At 47.7% G+C, this 17,633-nt stretch carries 15 protein-coding genes and 1 pseudogene; 10 read left to right on the top strand and 6 right to left on the bottom strand.

The features are described 5' to 3' along the window. Positions 1 to 25: 25 nt before the first annotated feature. From K0036_RS15990 to K0036_RS15965, 6 genes are all read left to right on the top strand, one after another. Entirely contained in the window at positions 26 to 679 is a 654-nt protein-coding gene (locus tag K0036_RS15990) for a hypothetical protein (RefSeq protein ID WP_025642093.1), read from the top strand. Positions 680 to 694: 15 nt separating this feature from the next. Then, positions 695 to 1,111, top strand: coding sequence for a type IV pilus modification PilV family protein (locus K0036_RS15985; RefSeq protein ID WP_025642095.1), 417 nt, complete (start codon positions 695 to 697; stop codon positions 1,109 to 1,111). A 32-nt stretch (positions 1,112 to 1,143) separates the two neighbouring features. Continuing rightward, entirely contained in the window at positions 1,144 to 2,346 is a 1,203-nt protein-coding gene (locus tag K0036_RS15980) for a hypothetical protein (RefSeq protein ID WP_025642097.1), read from the top strand. A gap of 105 nt (positions 2,347 to 2,451) precedes the next feature. Beyond that, positions 2,452 to 4,110: a MutS-related protein gene (locus tag K0036_RS15975; RefSeq protein ID WP_220430155.1), complete on the top strand. Its 1,659-nt coding sequence runs from the start codon at positions 2,452 to 2,454 to the stop codon at positions 4,108 to 4,110. 14 nt (positions 4,111 to 4,124) lie between these two features. Then, positions 4,125 to 4,625, top strand: coding sequence for a DNA-deoxyinosine glycosylase (locus tag K0036_RS15970; protein WP_220430154.1), 501 nt, complete (start codon positions 4,125 to 4,127; stop codon positions 4,623 to 4,625). A 9-nt stretch (positions 4,626 to 4,634) separates the two neighbouring features. Beyond that, on the top strand, positions 4,635 to 5,438 hold the full coding sequence (locus K0036_RS15965; protein ID WP_220430153.1) for a protein-ADP-ribose hydrolase: 804 nt from the start codon (positions 4,635 to 4,637) through the stop codon (positions 5,436 to 5,438). A gap of 37 nt (positions 5,439 to 5,475) precedes the next feature. Here the strand turns inward: K0036_RS15965 and K0036_RS15960 are convergent, their stop codons facing one another. From K0036_RS15960 to K0036_RS15945, 4 genes are read right to left on the bottom strand one after another with little or no spacing between them, the layout of a single operon-like run. Beyond that, a complete protein-coding gene (locus K0036_RS15960; RefSeq protein WP_259283328.1) occupies positions 5,476 to 6,669 on the bottom strand; it encodes an ABC transporter permease in 1,194 nt (397 codons plus the stop codon). Continuing rightward, positions 6,656 to 7,543, bottom strand: a complete 888-nt coding sequence (locus tag K0036_RS15955; protein ID WP_025642106.1) for an ABC transporter ATP-binding protein — start codon at positions 7,541 to 7,543, stop codon at positions 6,656 to 6,658. Before K0036_RS15955 ends, K0036_RS15960 begins: the two co-directional genes overlap by 14 nt. Then, positions 7,527 to 8,288 carry a hypothetical protein gene (locus tag K0036_RS15950; RefSeq protein ID WP_220430152.1) on the bottom strand — a complete coding sequence of 254 codons (762 nt, stop codon included), beginning with the start codon at positions 8,286 to 8,288 and terminating at the stop codon, positions 7,527 to 7,529. Before K0036_RS15950 ends, K0036_RS15955 begins: the two co-directional genes overlap by 17 nt. Further along, positions 8,266 to 8,817 carry an RNA polymerase sigma factor gene (locus K0036_RS15945; RefSeq protein WP_025642110.1) on the bottom strand — a complete coding sequence of 184 codons (552 nt, stop codon included), beginning with the start codon at positions 8,815 to 8,817 and terminating at the stop codon, positions 8,266 to 8,268. The genes K0036_RS15950 and K0036_RS15945 overlap by 23 nt, the downstream gene beginning before the upstream one ends. Before the next feature lie 201 nt (positions 8,818 to 9,018). Between K0036_RS15945 and K0036_RS15940 the strand changes: the two are divergent. Next, positions 9,019 to 9,962, top strand: a pseudogene (locus K0036_RS15940) (AEC family transporter). Between the two features lie 7 nt (positions 9,963 to 9,969). Here K0036_RS15940 and K0036_RS15935 read toward each other — a convergent pair. Next, on the bottom strand, positions 9,970 to 10,509 hold the full coding sequence (locus tag K0036_RS15935; RefSeq protein WP_025642114.1) for a flavodoxin family protein: 540 nt from the start codon (positions 10,507 to 10,509) through the stop codon (positions 9,970 to 9,972). 238 nt (positions 10,510 to 10,747) lie between these two features. Between K0036_RS15935 and K0036_RS19185 the strand changes: the two genes are divergently transcribed. Continuing rightward, on the top strand, positions 10,748 to 11,659 hold the full coding sequence (locus K0036_RS19185; protein WP_259283327.1) for a hypothetical protein: 912 nt from the start codon (positions 10,748 to 10,750) through the stop codon (positions 11,657 to 11,659). A 194-nt stretch (positions 11,660 to 11,853) separates the two neighbouring features. Beyond that, a complete protein-coding gene (locus K0036_RS15920) occupies positions 11,854 to 14,067 on the top strand; it encodes a PKD domain-containing protein (protein WP_025642118.1) in 2,214 nt (737 codons plus the stop codon). A 78-nt stretch (positions 14,068 to 14,145) separates the two neighbouring features. Here K0036_RS15920 and K0036_RS15915 read toward each other — a convergent pair whose 3' ends face one another. Continuing rightward, positions 14,146 to 15,129 carry a hypothetical protein gene (locus K0036_RS15915; RefSeq protein ID WP_025642119.1) on the bottom strand — a complete coding sequence of 328 codons (984 nt, stop codon included), beginning with the start codon at positions 15,127 to 15,129 and terminating at the stop codon, positions 14,146 to 14,148. A 276-nt stretch (positions 15,130 to 15,405) separates the two neighbouring features. On the opposite strand from K0036_RS15915, the gene K0036_RS15910 reads away from it, so the two are divergent. Then, positions 15,406 to 17,580 carry a PKD domain-containing protein gene (locus tag K0036_RS15910; RefSeq protein ID WP_025642121.1) on the top strand — a complete coding sequence of 725 codons (2,175 nt, stop codon included), beginning with the start codon at positions 15,406 to 15,408 and terminating at the stop codon, positions 17,578 to 17,580. Positions 17,581 to 17,633: the final 53 nt, after the last annotated feature.

Raw genomic sequence — 17,633 nt, 5'->3', positions numbered from 1 at the left:
TTGATAAAAAGAAGGGATACCGGTAATGAAGAAAAAGGCGTTAAAACAAAAAGAGGGCTCAGCCCTCCTGATAGCAATCGTGATTATGATGGTATTGACGATGTTAACCCTTGCCCTGCTGCTGGTATCCTATTCTTTATTTGCCACAGCCAATAAGCAGCAGGGAATGGAGCAGTGCAAGGAGATGGCCCAGAGCCTGAGCAGGGAGCTGGAGGAAGAGATTACAGGCACGGATGTGGATTTTTCCACTTACGATGAGATGAAAACTGCCTATGAGGCGGGAGAAAGCCCTCTGTGGTTCTACCTGCGCTTCAACCTGTGGCAGTCCGACTGGCCTTATTATAATGAAGAAGAGCGAGGCCACACGGCGGCATATGCGTACCGGTACTTTGACATTAATACCGGGACAGGAAAAGAAGCGGTAGCGGATGCCTTAGATGATATTTCCGTGAAAATGTACTGGGAAGGCGAGAACGACGCGGAAAAGGAGGACACCTCCTTTGTCGTTCAAGTGACTTGCCAGAAAGGAAAGTTAAAGAGCATCATTACCTCCACCTATGAACTGACCATCGATGAAAACCCGGCAAACTATGGGGGAGCGGGGGAAGAGATGCTGGATGGGAAGCACCTGATCCAGACTGGCGAGAAGTGGACATTCTCGCTGGCCCAGAGAGAATAGGAAGGAGGGACTGGCATGAGAAAGAAGAAGCAGGACAGAAGATGGCGCAATGCCGGAACTTCCATGGTAGAGGTTATGATCGCTTTTCTGATCGTCATGCTGCTGATGGCGATGTTTACCAAGGTCGTGACCACCTCCATCAGCCTTTTGAACCGTTCCAAGTCAACGATTGAAAAGACTGAGGCATTTGACGAGAAGTACTACCAGACAGAAGAGAGAAAGAAACGCAAAGTTGTAAGCGAGGACATTTCCCTGGTACTGGACAAGGAAAAGACAAGTACTAATAATACGAAGGTCAGGGATCTGACCATCGCGCTTCCGAAAGGGAAGATACAAAAGTATGATGACGCGGGCGGTACGAAGATGAGCAGATATACTGTCTATGTAGAGCCGGAAGAACCAGAGGACGGTCCAGAGGAAGAGACCGATTAGAAACAGATCGATTAAAAACAGGAGCAGTTGATATGATGGGGCATAAGAATGGCAGAAAAAGACAATTGCATACTTTAAGAAGCCTGCTTAGAGGCAGGAAGGGCGCCACTTTGGTGGAACTTGTGATTACCTTTGCCTTGATCGGCTTGTTTGCCGCGGGAACCTGCCAGATTATCTCCACATCCATCAAAGTATATCATCAAGTCAGAGGACTGAATAATGCCCGCCAGGTATCCGATACCCTGCTGGAAAAGATTACAGGAGAGATAGAAGGGGCACAGGTAGGCGTGCAGTATGAAGAGGCAGGGGAGGACAATGACGGAGTCACGCTGTGGATTAAGGACGCAGGCGCGACCATCGACCTGTACGACCGCACGGGAAGCCACATCTATATTACCAGCAAGGATCAGAAGATGGTGATCCACTACTATCCGGTTATGTATGATGTGGAAAACGAGACGGGAACTTCGACTAAAGAGACGGTTTACAAGGAGGTGGACTGGAGCTTTGATGAAGGCGTGTACATGGGATTTAAGATCAGCAGCCTTAAGTTTGCCCGTGCAGACCAATCCCTGTATCCTGAGAATGTGATCCGGGTAGATATGGATCTGACAGGCGGCGGCTATGGAACCTTCCATTCCACCAGATATGTGGAGTGCTACAACTTCGTGACGGATCAGGATTTTGATAAGATCAAGGATGACAGCGAGGGCGGCGGAGGCGGCGAAGTGCCGGACCCGGACACGCCGGGAGGCGACGATGATGATAAGAAGGAAGAAGGATTTATTACCGTTGATAAGGACGATAATATTTCATTCGAGGCCAATAGCCCTTCCTTTGAAGAACTGCGCGAAGAAGCAAAGAACAGTGGAGAGAAGGTCAAGGTTCCCAAGGGAATCTACGAGGAAGATGGCGTCTACTACATTATCCCGGTTGACAGGGAGATGGATGCCAACGAATTCAAAGGAAATCTGAACGCTTACTGTAACTCGGAAAGTAAGAATGGATATTGCTACAGGGTTGACGGCAGCAGGCTGTATACGGAAGCGGATATCAAACATTCCAATAAATCAGAATGGGCGCCGGGATGCGTGCCGGAAGAGGGAAATATTATTCGGTATGGCGGAAGGTACTATCTCCTTACCAGCCATAATGGCAAAGAGCCTCCGGCGAATCCGCCGGAAAACCCGGATTCCTGGTTTGACATTACGGATTTTGTAAATGAATCAAAATAGGACTGAAAAGGCAGAGCGCACGCTCTGCCTTTTCAGTCTTTGCATGGCAAAAAAAGCGGTTTCGTGGTAAGATGTATCCAATAAGCATAATAAGGAGGACTGCCTATGGAGTCGGCCATTGTGATCGCGGGCCTGATCTGCGTATTCATTGTCGGAAGCGTGTATGCAAGACGGGAGAGGATAAGGAGAGCCTATCGGATTGTCAGGAAGAAATTTGGACAAGAGCCAGATCCAGCAGATTTTGATTATAAAGAGATATCCATGTACTGGAACGCGGTCAGGGAGGAGGCCTTGCATCCTCTGGATGACCTTACGTGGGGCGATCTGGATATGAGCCGGATCTACGAGCGCATGAACCAATGCCAGTCTTTTGCGGGGGAGCAGTACCTCTATGCGCTGTTAAGGGACGTATCCCAGGATACGGCTTCGCTCGAGAAGATAGAAGAGAAGATGTGCTACCTGGAAGAGAACGAGAGGGAAAGGGAAGAAGTTCAGGTCAAACTGATGGCGCTCGGAAAAAGGGACAGCAGTTATTATCTGCCGCAAGTCCTGAATGAGATCGAGGATTTCCAGATTGGCCATGGCTGGTTCTACCGGCTAATGCAGGCGCTTCTTTTCCTCTCTCTGGCTGGGGCGGTCATTCTTAGAAATGTATATGGAATGACGGCATTTGGCATGATATTCATATGTAATCTGTGCATTTATGCGGTTATGAAGCAGAAGTATGAGATTCACCTGGAACTGATGGAGAGCGTCCGGGGGCTGATCTATACGGGGCGAGAGTTGACAAAAGGAACCAGCGGCGGTTATGAGAATCGATTTGGCGAGATATCGGCGCATGTGGCGCAGCTTGGCGAGACAGAGAAGCGGCTTCGAAAGGCCACGGTGCGCAGACAGGCCGGGATGCGGGGAGACGCGATGGAACTATTCGCAACTTACCTCACGGGAGCCACGCTCATTGATTTTACCATGTATAACCAGGCCATAAGGCAGTTGAAGCGGAAGATGGAGCATTTTAAGAAGGTATACCGCCTTGTGGGGGAACTGGATGCCCTGATCAGCGTGGTGTCATTCCGAAAAAGCCTGCCGCATTACTGCCTGCCAAAGTTCAGCCAGGATGCCTGCATTCATCTGGAGGGGCTGTACCATCCTCTGCTGAATGAGCCAGTCTTAAATGATGTCGTGATGGATAGGAACAGCATCGTAACAGGCTCGAATGCATCCGGCAAATCCACCTTCATCAAGGCAGTGACGGTAAACTGCATCCTGGCCCAGACCATCCATACCTGCATGGCAGGCATCGCAGAGATTCCTCACGCCTACGTAGCCACATCCATGGCTGTGAAGGACAGCCTGATGGAAGGAGAAAGTTATTACATGAAGGAGATCCGGTCGCTGAACCGAATGCTTGGATATATGCAGGAAAATGAACTGGTGGTCTGCGCGATAGACGAGATCCTTCGGGGAACCAACACGAAGGAGCGGATTGCGGCCTCCGCGGCAATCCTGCGGTACTTAGAGGAGCGGAACTGCCTGGTGCTGGTGGCCTCCCATGACATGGAATTAGTAGATCTGCTTGACCGGGAGTATGAGCATTATTATTTCTGCGAGCAGGAGGGGGAGGAAGACATTGTATTTGATTATAAGATACACAAGGGAATCAATGAAAAGACGAATGCCATACGCCTGCTGGAATATGTGGGATTCCCCGGGCAGATTGTATCGGACGCGGAGCGTATCTACCAGATGCTTGCGTCTGAATAAAGGAGCGTGATAAGATGGAGCCAGAATATATTACTCATAACTTCCAGCCAATCTATGATCAGGAGTCGCGGATTCTTATGCTGGGAACCATGCCCTCTCCGAAGTCAAGGGAGGTGGGATTCTACTACGGACATCCCAGGAACCGTTTCTGGAAGGTAATATCGGACGTATGCGGCGAGGGACTTCCACTGACAAAGGAGGAGAAGATCAGTTTTGCGCTGCGAAACCGGATCGCTGTCTGGGACGTGCTGGCCGGATGCGAGATCAAAGGAGCGGATGACGGCAGTATCCGCAACCCGAAGGCCAATGACATGAAGAGAATTCTTGACCATGCGGATATCCGTGCCATTTTCACGACGGGAACTAAGGCAGCCCAGCTGTATAAGAGATATTGCTACCCTAAGACGGGGATGGAGGCAATCGGACTTCCATCCACCAGCCCGGCCAACTGCCGGACAACCTACGAGGAACTTTATCGGGCGTATTCGGTGATTGCCGGATACTTGCAGGACTAGGAGGAGCCTATGACAAGAGAAGAGAGAGTAGATAGCCTGATTCGGTATTTGAGAAATGAAAATGACGGATATGCGTCCATCAGAGAGCCTGTAAATTACGATGAGAAGCGCCGGCTTCTAAGAAGCCTTATGAATGTGCGATGGCCAGGGGAAGCTTCGGAAGAGTTCCTGGCAAGGCAGGACGAGTTCCTGACAGAAGAGGCAGAAGAAAAAGGTATTGTGGATTATGCGGATATCCCGGTCATTGGAGACATTTATACTTGCATTGGAATCAAGAATATGGACAGGATCTCCCTCTGGAGAGGGGATATTACCAGACTTCGTGCGGATGCTATCGTCAATGCCGCCAACAGCCAGATGCTTGGATGTTTTGTGCCCTGCCACGGCTGTATTGACAATGCCATCCATTCGGCGGCGGGGATACAGCTTCGGAACGAATGCGCCAGGATGATGGAAGAGCAGGGCCATGAAGAGCCCACGGGAAAAGCCAAGATCACGCAGGGATACAATCTGCCAGCCAGCCATGTAATTCATACGGTAGGCCCGATCGTGGGGCTGGAGGTGACGCAGAGGCAGAAAGAGGAACTCAAGTCCTGCTATTTAAACTGCATGAAGCTGGCAGAGAAGGAAGGGCTTAAGTCCATCGCGTTCTGCTGCATCTCCACTGGAGAATTTCATTTTCCCAACAAGCTGGCGGCCCAGATCGCCGTAGAGACGGTGGACCGCTACCTGTCTTCCTCCAAACTGGAACGGGTGATCTTCAATGTGTTTAAAGAAGAGGATTATAACATCTATAAAAAGTTATTACAGTAAAGCCAGGATCGATTCGGATTATCGTACTTCCGCTTTTTTATAAATACGATACAATACAGGCTGGAGCAACAGGCAGGCAGCAAGATAAGCGGGAAGGATTACCCCTGCGATATCCATTACCTTGCCGCCTATTTCCACCAGTGCGAAGTCTTTGATGGAGATATATACCTCTAGCAGCTGGTCCGGGAAGAACGAGCAGATCTGAGGCAATGTAATGATCCTGCTCAAAAAAAGGAAAGGCGCACAATAGAATAAAAGGCACGATAATTGCTGTCGCAGTAGAACGTGCTGCCGCGGATACAAGCATAGAAAGCGTGGAGGCAAATAAAGTACCTATATAGCCGCCTGCTGCAATGAGAAGATAGGCCTGGAAAAAGGTTATGTTGTAGATGCTTCTCCACAGATCCAGCTGGATGGGACAATTTGCTCCATCTGCGCCTAATGCCCATAGTACAATAAAAGTATATAGAAGTACGAACACAATGTAAAAAACGGAAGTAATCAAAAATCCAGCACCCATTTTGGATAGAATTGCTTTATTTCTTCCTAATTTTGATGAGAAAAAAATCGAATCCGCTTTTGCCTGGAACTCGTCTGAGAATATGCCGGACACCAGAAAGCCTATAATCAATGCCAGAATTAGTATAAAGGTTGATATGTTCTGCAGCAATGCGCTCCATCCATCTACGTATTTATAATAAAACGGAGTCTTAAGGCTTTCATATTGGTGGATTAAATAATTCTTTTGCCCCTCTGTAAATGTTTCTTCTTCCGAATCAAGCCATTCTTTTAAATTCGAAATTCTTTTATCGTAGACTTGTTTTGCGTCTTCTGCGGAGACGGTGTCAATCGCATAATAATTGTAATCTCTCCATTCGCTGAATGCATTATTGATCAGATCCGCAATACCTTGGAACCCCTGCTTCTTTGCATATTCTTTATTCTGTTCATCAATATCTTGCGACAGCGCTGCTTGCGAATTCGATATTTTTGCATTCGTTTTGACGACTTCCTGGAATACCTCTTCTGTAAGATAACCTTCCCACTTGTTTTTTTCTGCCCGGAGTTTTCTTGCGGCAGAAATACCGCTGGAATGATTTCCGCTCCCGTCGACATACTCAACCCGGTTTATCGTCAGAATACTGGTTATGATGAGTATGACCAGCAAAAGAAGGACGGTCATTCTATTCTTAAATTTGGAGAAGACTTTCTTCCATTCATACCGCAGCATCTTCATCACCCGCCTTTTCCCCAAAATAGTATAAAAAGACATCCTCCAATGACGCTTCCACATGCCTGGCGCTTGCGCAGGGTTTCTCGCTGGATATGATCCTCAGCTCGACGCCATGCGGTTCGGATTTCATATTTGATATTTTATATTTTTTGATGAAAGCGGACACCATGCTCTTGTCCACAAGACACTCCCAAACGTCTTGAGGCATGGAACTAATGATTTGATCCGCGCTGCCCTTGTGCATAAGTTTCCCGTCCTTCATTAGCCAGATTTCGTTTGCGATATATTCGATATCGGAAACAATGTGGGTAGATAACAGTACCAGGCGTTCTTCGGATAGTTCGCTGATGAGATTGCGGAAACGAATCCTTTCATTCGGATCAAGCCCTGCCGTGGGCTCGTCAAGCACCAGGATTTTCGGATTGTTTAGCATAGCCTGCGCGATTCCGGCCCTGCGCTTCATTCCGCCGGATAATTTTTTCATCTTTTTGCCTGCCGCTTTGGTAAGTCCAACTTTGGCGATCAGTTCCTTAACCCGCCTCCTGGCGACAACTGGCCGTATCCCTTTTAACGCCGCAATATAAAGAAGATACTCCTGAACCGTGAATTCCGGATAGAATCCAAATTCCTGTGGCAGATAGCCTAGCAGTTTCCGGTAATCGCCGTCCATTTCAAAGATATCTCTGCCATTACAAGTAATGGTTCCGCTTGTGGGCTTGAGCAAGGTACACAGCATCCGCATGAGGGTAGTTTTACCGGCTCCATTTACGCCCAGCAGCCCGTAGACGCCGTTAGTCATAGTAAGGCTCAGATGGTCTACGGCGGTAAAATCTCCAAACTCTTTTGTTAAATTCTCAAACTTTAATTTCATCAAAGGGCACCTCCCAATATCGATTACAGTACTTTAGCGTACGATAGACGGAAGCAGCCAGAAAAATCACCGCAAATCCCAATAATAAAAGCCATATAGGGACTGTGATCCGTCTATACACATTTTCATTTAAGATCATGAACATCCACACTGCGCTCCATAGAATGCACAAGGAGATGGCTACTGTTTCACTGAAGGAATATCTGCTGCACAGTATTCCGAAACAAATGCAGGCAGTTACGCTTAACGGAAATAAGAATTGAATCATTAATTCCATCAGTTTAAAATGCAGTCCAATAGAAGCAGATCCGCAGAATATGGTTAGCAAGGCAAGGTCTGTAATGCCGAACAGCAGCATGCGGGCGGCATAGACCTGTCTGAGAGAGTAATAAGAGGATGCTTCTATTTCCATACATTGGAATGTCCTGTTTTTCCATAATTCAGGGATAATGAGAATCACAAATAAGGATGCTATGACTCCCATGCTTCTTTGGATATAGACCGCCTCCCATTCAGCCATCAGCACGAACCATAATATTAGTAGCAGAACAAATTGAAGGATCCACCATCTTTTCTGTATCACTCTGAGCTGTATCCGTAAGAACTCAAAATAAGATAAATCATTTCCTTCTTCTGACGTATAAAAGGCTTCTTTTGATTTATGGATGACTTCCTGCACTTTTTCGGCCTGCGGTTCCATCAGCGTCATATTTTTATAGTTTTTAAGTCTTTCTTCCAGATTCATGTTCGTCCTCCTTTCCCAGAAGTTTTTCTAACTGTATCTTTGCCTGTCTGAGCCGATACTTCACTAATGGGAGACTGATATGCAATATCCCGGCAATTTCCCTAAGTTTAAGTTCCTGGAAATAATAAAAGATAATCACCTCAAGCAATTCATCCGGCAATTGCCTCAGCGCCCATTCTAGAGTAAGCCTATTTATGACCTCCGCCATCTGGGGCTCGTCCGGGCCGGCCTCATCGTTTGGCCTGGCTTCATCAACCGGCATATCTTTTCGCTTTTTCAGATAGTCTTTACACAGGTTAGAGGCGATCGTGTATAAGTAATTTTTTGTCTTCCCTTTATAATGATAGGATGACAGATTCGCGAAAAATCTCAAAAAAGTCTCTTGCGCCAAGTCTTCGGCATATCCTTTATCAGGACAGTGATGACTACAATAAGTTAGAATATCCGGATAATATTTTTGAACAAATAAATCGCAGGCGTCATCTTCCCCTTGCTTCATTTTTCTGATTAAAAGAAAATCGGCATCCACATAGTCCTCCTTTCCTGATACTAGAACTTCAAAACGTTTATCTTATTCTATTATATATAACGAATCAAGGAGGCAAAAGGATAGGATGGAATTAAAAAAGAAATAATCAGAATCATTGACAGATGCTGACTGCATGTTGCAAAATAGAAGGGATAAAATGCAGGCAGGAATATGCCTGTCTGGAAGGGAATCATGCAGCAAATGGAAAATCTAGTTTTTAGTCTGAATGCAACAGTCCCGGTGTTCCTGATGATGATATTGGGGCTTTTTTTAAGAAAATCGGATTTATCAGCGATACGCTTGCGGACGAGATGAATAAATTCGTGTTCCTGATACCACTGCCGGTGCTGGTATTCAGTGACCTGGCAACGGTGGACTTTGAAGAAGTATGGAATATGAAGTTCGTGCTGTTCTGTTTTGGAGCAACGGTGATAAGCATCGCCATTTCTACGGCAGTCTCATTTCTTTGGAAGGATAAGTCCATACAAGGAGAATTTATCCAGTCTTCCTACCGAAGCAGCGCGGCGCTTCTGGGAATTGCGTTTATCCAGAATATTTACGGGACGGCAGGCATGGCTCCGCTAATGATCATTGGAAGCGTGCCGCTTTACAATATGATGGCTGTACTGGTGCTGTCCTTATTTCGGCCGGGCCAGAATGGGCTGGATCGGCATGTTGTAAAGAGGACGCTGATAGGGATTATCAAGAACCCGATTATTATCGGTATCGTGGCTGGATTAGCCTGGTCAGCGCTTCGCATACCAATGCCCAACATTATGGAGAAGACGGTAAATAGTGTGGCAGGAGTAGCTACGCCTATGGGACTCATGGCGATGGGGGCCACGTTCGACATCCGCAAAGCGTTTGCCAAGGTGAAGCCGGCAGTGGCCGCCACATTGATCAAGCTGGTAGGGTTTGCCGCCATCTTTCTGCCGCTTGCCGCCCAGATGGGATTCCGGCAGGAGGAACTGGTGGCGATTCTGGTAATGCTGGGCTCAGCCACCACGGTCAGCTGCTTTGTCATGGCCAGGAATATGGGGCATGAGGGCGTGCTGTCTTCCAGCGTGGTCATGCTGACGACCCTGTTCAGCGCATTTACCTTAACTGGATGGCTGTATGTGATGAAGAGTCTTAGCCTGATCTAATAGGAAGTTAAGCCAGGGAACTTCCAAGTGCTCTGGCCTTTTCTATGTAATCGCTGCCTTTTAAGTCATCCGGCGTGTACATTCCGATGGCATTGATTTCGCCTGCGTTCTCCCAGCGCAGATAATGGCACAATGCATGATAATGATGATCCAGGGCATCCAGCGTCCACTCGTCCGCGTCTCCGCAGGCGGCCAGAAGAACGGCCTTTTTATTCTGCTCGCGCAGTTTCGCATTATTGGCGTAGAAGCGGTCGATCACCATTTTTAACTGGCTGCTCATCCCGAAATAATACAGGGGCGTTACAAAGACTACGCAGTCGGCTTCCAGCAGGAGCGGATTCAGCGTCTCCATTCCATCCTTATATACGCATCCTTCGTCAGCCGTGCGGCAATGGTCGCAGCCAAGACAGGAGTGAAGCGTCTCTTGTCCAGCATGAAATGTGGTTATGCTGTGTCCCTTGCTTTTAGCGCCTTCTTCAAAGGCATCCCTTAAAAGAGAAGTAGTTCCGTGCGGGTGCGGGCTTCCGTTTATTACCAGTATTTTCATAGTGGGCCTCCTTAATATGAATTTTATTTCTGTTACTTCTATGATAAGAGTTTGGGGAACAAAAGTAAACTTAAAATATTACAGATTAACAAAGGAATTATTATGGCACAGGCCTCAGGTCTGTGCTAAAATAACTTCAGAGCATTATATTTCTGATATTCTAAGCGGCATCAGCCGCATCTGATTCCATATCAGCCGTCAGGCGTCAAGAAGAAATCTCAATGCTTGTACCCAGGAAATGAAAGAGCAAAGAGGTTTCGTTAAGGATAGGTGCCGGCGGGGCCTCTTTGGCAGAACGCAAAGGAGGATCCTGCGGCTGTCGGATGCCTATACGGTACCGGAGGAGTCCCCGGCGCTGGAACTGGAAGCGGTCATGCTGAACATCAACGAAGGGAAGAACCGGCAGCTGATGGAGTCCTGCCGGACCTTATCCGACTATGCCAGGTACACCCAGAGGGTACGCGGCTATGCGAGGGTTATGGAGATCTCGGCGGCCGTAGAGCGGGCGGTGACGGAATGCATCGCGGAAGGGATCCTGTCGGAATTTCTAAGCAAAAACAGAGCGGAGGCGAGCAAAGTGAGCATATACGAATACGATGAAGAGAAGCATATGCGCCAGGTGAGAGAAGAAGGCCAGATGGATGGAAGGAACGAGGGCCGAAGCGAGGGCGAGGCTCTGGCACTGATCACCCAGATCCAGAAGAAGTGCCAAAAGGGGAAGAGCCTTGAAGAAATCGCGGAGGATCTGGAAAAAGAGATACGCGAGATAGAGGCGGTCTATGATATCGTGAGAGAAAATCCCAGCAGGGATAGGGAAGAATTATTAAGGATGGTATTAGAGACAGATGCTGCGTTAAAAAAAGAGGCAGGCAGATCGAGCCTGTATGAATACGATGAAGAGAAGCATATGCGCCAAGTGAGAGAAGAAGGCCAGATGGATGGAAGGAACGAGGGCCGAAGCGAGGGCGAGGCTTTAAAACTGATTTCCTTGATCCAGAAGAAATGCCAGAAGGGGAAGAGTCTTGAGGAGACCGCGGAGGATCTGGAAGAAAAGCCAGGTGAGATAGAAGGAATCTATCATATCATAAGCGAGAATCCTGATATAGACACAGAGGAACTACTAAGGCTGGTATTAAAGACAATAAAATAGTGAAGATATCCAGATTACAGCGGGCTTTTTTAAGCCCGCTTTTTCTTTACGCTTGTTGAAAATCTGTAAAAACAGTACGGTTTCGGTAAAAACATATAGAATGTTTCAGCGATTTGGTAAAATTTGATAGAAGTATAAAATTTAAGGGAATTCGTCTGAAAATTGGAGGAATTTCTGAAACAGGAGGAAAAGAAATGCAGAGGAATAAGGTCAAGAAATGCCTTCTGGCGCTTGTTCTTTCTCTTACTGTGTCGTTAGCCATGCTGCCAAGCGGAGTGCGCGCAGAAGAGATTGATGGAAAAGGCTCAGGAGAGCCTAAGGTAGAAGATGCCCAAGGGGAGGGGCAAAATAAGGCAGAAGACAAGAAAGAGGCAGAAGATACGGATAAGAAGGTATCGGAGGCCGTTAAGGAGGAGAATAAGGATTCTTCTAAAGAGGAGAATAAGGATTCTTCCAATGAGGGGAAAGTACAGAATAAGGCCGTGCTTAGGGCAGTAGGGGATGCCGGGAACCAGGATTCTGACAAGAGTATAGAAGCGAAAGCAGAAGGAAACACCATTTATCTGAATGATGCCATAAGCGCTGGAGCAAGCGACAGCAACGATGGATTGTCAAAGGATAAGCCGGTAAAAACATTTGACAAGGCATATGAACTGGCAGGCAAAGGCGGAACAATCATTATCTGCGACACTACCTATTGGATCCGGGTAAATCACGATCTGAGTGATGTGACGATCAAGCTGGATGATGATTATGATACCAGCAAAATGGATTGGGGATCAGAAGTTATCGAAATTGAGGGAAATGTAACGTTTACCAATGTAACCATAGACGGTAACAAGGCGAACGCTAAAGTAGCGCCAACAAATAGTCCGTTGGTTTACGTTGGCTTTTTCAGCGAATTGACGATCATCGATACGATCATAGAGAATAACGGCTGCTGGGGAGTTGACTGTGGTACTGGCGGCAAATTTACGATGGAAGGCAGCAGCAGCATCAGAAATAACGAGTATGATCCTAGCGGCGACTGGGAATACGGCGGAGGAATGCGTGTAAATGATGGCGGCGTAGCTTACCTGAACGGAGGAACCATAGAAGGAAATAGTGCCATAGGGGGTGGCGGAATCTATATCAGCACCGGCACAGTATACCTGAATGGAACGGAGATTAAGAATAATACGGCAACAACCAAAGAGGGCGGCGCGATCTACATGGTTAATGACAATTATAGCGGGTCATCTGCAACAGATGTGCATAGCGCCAAACTCGTAATGACCGGTGGCTCTATAACGAATAATACAGCCGGCCGGGTTGGCGGAGCAATTTCGGCTTTGGATTGCAGAGGCAGTGACGCTGCTAGCGCTCCTGGAGACGACTGTGGCGTGATCATAGATATAAGCGGCGGAACCATTTCAGATAATACATCCGAATCGGATGGAAGCGCTATCGCGCTTAGAGGATATTACAATGGCGATGTAAGTTATTCCAATTTAAGACTGAGCGGCGCTCCGACGATCTCTGGCGATGTATATCTGCAGGAGCATAAGGATGTTAACAAGGGCGCGATGATAGACGTGACAGGAGAGTTCATGCCATCTGATCCGGTCATAGTGACAGATGACAATGGCATAGTCGGAAGAGATATCATCAAATATGTAGACGGTGTTACTCCTGATCTGAGCGTTTTTGTGTCAGGATGGGATACTCTGGGCATAAGACGAGATGAGGCCAATTCTCAGGTGCTTGAGTGGGGAGACGAGGTTCCAATATGGCTTGTAGGAAAAGATTCTTCTCAGGAGAAGATTATGGCAACTCCAGGAAGCGTTATCAACCCGGCCAGCATCCCGGAGATGACAAGCAAGGGCTACACGCTGGACGGCTGGACAGACCCGGATGGAAACAAATGGGATATGGCGAATGATGTGGTAACCAATGAGATGACTTTGACTTCAGTTTGGAAGCTGAATGCTCCTGAGGTCACCATCAAGGCTGATAAGACAGAAGCAAAGCCAGGCGAGACGATCACGCTGACGGCTATTGCCAGCCATGACATCAAAGGACTGCCTTGTACCTATGTATGGTATAAAGACGGCAAAGAGATCAAGGGAGAGACAGGCTCTACATTAAAAGTTACAGAAAATGGAAATTATTCCGTTAAGGTTATGATTACCGATGCGGAAGGCCTGACAGCAGAAGGAATGAGCAAGGAAGTAAAATGCACATTCTCAGACCAGGCATCAGCATCCGGCAATGCAGGAAATGGAAGCAATGGAAAAGGCAATAACGGAACGAATGGCTCGGTTAAGACCGGCGATGAAGCACAAGGCATTCTGTACCTTGTGGTACTGTTAGCAGCATTAGGCGCTGGAACCGTGGTTGTCTTAAGAAGACGCGCAAGACAGTTTTAATAGTAGATAGAGGCAGCATAACAACAGCCCTCGCCTTTCACATTACGTGAAAGGCGAGGGCTGATTTTCATATGCTTATTATTCTCCTACAGGAACCAGCTGGATGGAAGTGCCTGATACGGTTAATGTTACGCCTTCGGTGAAGACGGCATTGTTATACTGGGTAACTCCAAAGCCTTCCTGTCCCATGACTTCGTTGAGCCCGCCATCGAACATATTAGAAGAAGATACATTTCCGGTGCCTCCTGTGGCGATCACGGTGTAGATGCCGGCAGGAAATTCCGTGCCTGCCGTGTAGTTCCCGGCCGGAAGGTCTATCGGGCTTCCGGAAGCCTCGCCTCTTGCTTCGACCGTGCCTGTCTGCGCATCCTCGGCGACCAGATGTATGACGACATCCCCGCCGACCGTAAGGACTACGTCCTTCTTCATTTTAAGCCCATTAAAGGACTGCTGGGAGATTCCGTCATCGTCCGGGCTCATGACTTCATTGAGCCCGCCGGAGAACATGTTGGAAGAAGATACATTTCCGGTTCCGGAAGTCGCTGTAATATTATAGGTTCCGATCGGAATATCCTTGCCAGCGGTATAATTACCTGCGGATAGGTCAAGTTCATAGTGTTCTTTTACAATCTCTTCTTTCGGCTCGTCCTTCTTTGGCTCAGCCTTAGCCGTATCCTTGACTGTAGTAGTCTTAGGTACGGCTGTCTTATCCGTATCCGGCTTATCCGGCGACGTACAGGAGTACAGCACGCAGAGCGCCACTACGACGGTGATGACGATCTTTGCCACCTTTCCCCAGTTCTTCTTATAACGCCACATTAAGAATAGCCCTATCGGCCATAAGAAGATTAAGAAGAGTATGATGACCCAGGTCTTCTCATACCATTTCTCCGGCGGCGGGCCTGATGGCGTCCAGGCGCCTGGATTATTAGGGTCATACCCGGCATATCCTCCGGCGGCGGTATGATTCGCCGTGCTGCCCTGGTCTTTTACGATTACTTTCTGGCCACAGAATTCACAGGTATCGCCTGTCACGTCTGCGCCGCAATGTGGACATTTCATAATTGATCCCTCCCTGATGATTCATTCCTTGGTATAGCAGGCAGCACGCTCGCTGCCTATCTATTATTGTACCATGGGTATATTCGACAGGTCTATATATTATTCGACAAACATTTGGAAAATTTGCACAATTACAGAACCAAATTTCTGTTTCATGAAAATCAACAAAATTAATCAAAAAAACCGTAATTATAGGGATACTATGGTAAAAATGGACAAAAAATTGTAACACTTTGTTATTGTATAATAGGAATACAGAATAAAGGAGGATTTATAATGCAAAGGAGTAAAGTGAAGAAATGCCTTTTGGTGCTTCTTCTATCCCTTTCTATGGCATTTACGATGGTGCCAGGCGGTGTTCTTGCAGAAGGGAATGACAATGATAATTCAGAAGGGGTCAATGTAGAAGAAAATGAGGGAGGCGATGCAGTTAAGCAGGAAGCGCCGAAAGCAGAAGGCGAGGTTGCCGCAGATGCTTCAGGGGTATCCGATGAGGCTGCAAAAGATGAGGAAAAGAAGGCGGATGCAGATGCGGGAAACGCAGTCGGGAATAAGGCTGTCTTAAAGTCTGCAAAAGCACAGACAGCAGCGTTTCTGGATACAAACTCTGGAGACGATGCCAATGACGGCACGGACAAGACCAAGGCAGTAAGGACATTTGCCAAGGCTTATGAATTGGCCGGAGAAGGCGGCACCATCGTCATATGCGGCGAATCTTGCGCGATAGAGATTAGTAATAGCAAGATGACGGTAAAGAACGTAACGATCGTGCGAGATGCCAGTTATGACAACAGCGGCAGGCCAATGGGCTTGAGGCATCTTTTTGAGATCGACGGAAGCGACAATATAACATTTGAAAATGTGACCGTGGATGGAAACAAGGACAATGCGGCGGTAGCAGAGGCCAGTCCGTTACTTTGGGTTCATGATGGCGGTCAGCTGACGTTCAAGGGCACGACGCTTAAGAACAACGGCTTTTGCGCGCTTGATGTGGAGCACGGGGCCAAGTTTACGATGGAGAGCGGAACGATCACAGGCAATACGAATGCGAATGAAGGCGGCGGTGGCATTTTCGCGCATGACGGCGCGACAGTGAATCTGAATGGTGGAACCATTGAGAACAACAGCGCATATTATGGAGCCGGAATCTGTATCATCAATGCACAGGTATATCTAAATGGCACGGACGTTGAGAATAATACATCAATCCGCAACGGAGCCGGAATCTATATTGGCAACGACGGTTATGGATCATACTCTTCCTATGACCTGACTACCAGGCTGGCAATGACAAGCGGCGCTATTAAGGGAAATGCTGCGGGCGGCAACGGTGGAGCAATCTTGGCCTGGGATGCAAGAAGCGATGATGCTGCGGATGCGCCTTATGATAAGCTGGGCGTCTGCATAGAGATCAAAGGCGGAGAACTCTCTGGCAACACGGCTGGGGATGGCGATGGAGAAGCAATTGCGCTTAGAGGAGACTGGTGGGGAAATGATATCGTATTTCCAGAGTTAAGATTAAGCGGATCTCCGACGATCTCCGGCGAAGTCTATCTGCAGGATATAGACGATGCTGGTGAAAACATGCATAAGGGCGCGGTGATAGATGTAACAGGCGCATTTGCTCCGACTCAGCCAGTGCTTGTCGCGGATAATAACTATGTAATCGGAAGAGATGTAATTCGATATGCAGCAGGGGTATCCCCGGATCTAAACGCATTTAAATCAGCCGCTGCAAGCTATCCAAGCCCGATCGGCCTTATACAGGACAAGGCAAATCCCCAGAACCTTGAGTGGGTGGATATGCTGCGGGTAAACTTTACAGACGGAAAGTCTGATACGATAGTATACAGTACCTGGGTGCTGCCAGGCAGCGCAATCGATCCGGCAGAAGTGCCAGGGCTGTCCAGGACAGGCTATACACATTCCGGATGGCTTAAGTATGGAACGGATACGGAGTGGAACATGGCGGATGATAAGGTGGAAGAGGCTCTTACGCTTGCAGCCAAGTGGACATTGAACACTCCTGAGGTTACGATTAAGGCGGACAAGACTGAGGCCAAGGCTGGCGAGACGATCACCTTGACAGCGGTTGTAAGCCATGATTTAAAGGGAGTTCCGTGCAAATACGAATGGTACAAAGATGGCAAGGTCATCAAGGATCAGGAAAATTCCCTGCTGAAAGTGACAGAGGGTGGAAACTATTCTGTTAAAGTAACGATTACGGATGAAAATGGACTGAGCGCATCAGGAACCAGCGAAGAGGTAAAATGCACATTCAAGGCAGCAGGCGCATCAGGAACAGGCAATACGAACGGGACAGGCAATGCGAACGGAATAAGCGGAACTGTCAAGACCGGAGACGAGTCGCATGCAGTTGCATACCTGCTGGTATTATTGGCAGCATTAGGGGCTGGAATCATGGCAGTTTCAAGAAAGCGCGCAAGGTAGCGGCAAACCCTTAAGACTTTCTGAAAATTCCTTAAACTCCTTGACAAAATACT

The sequence above is a fragment of the [Clostridium] scindens genome, from assembly GCF_019597925.1.
Taxonomy (GTDB): domain Bacteria; phylum Bacillota; class Clostridia; order Lachnospirales; family Lachnospiraceae; genus Clostridium_AP.
The sequence above is the reverse complement of the archived record's forward strand: the minus strand, read 5'-3'. Positions and strand labels throughout refer to the sequence as shown.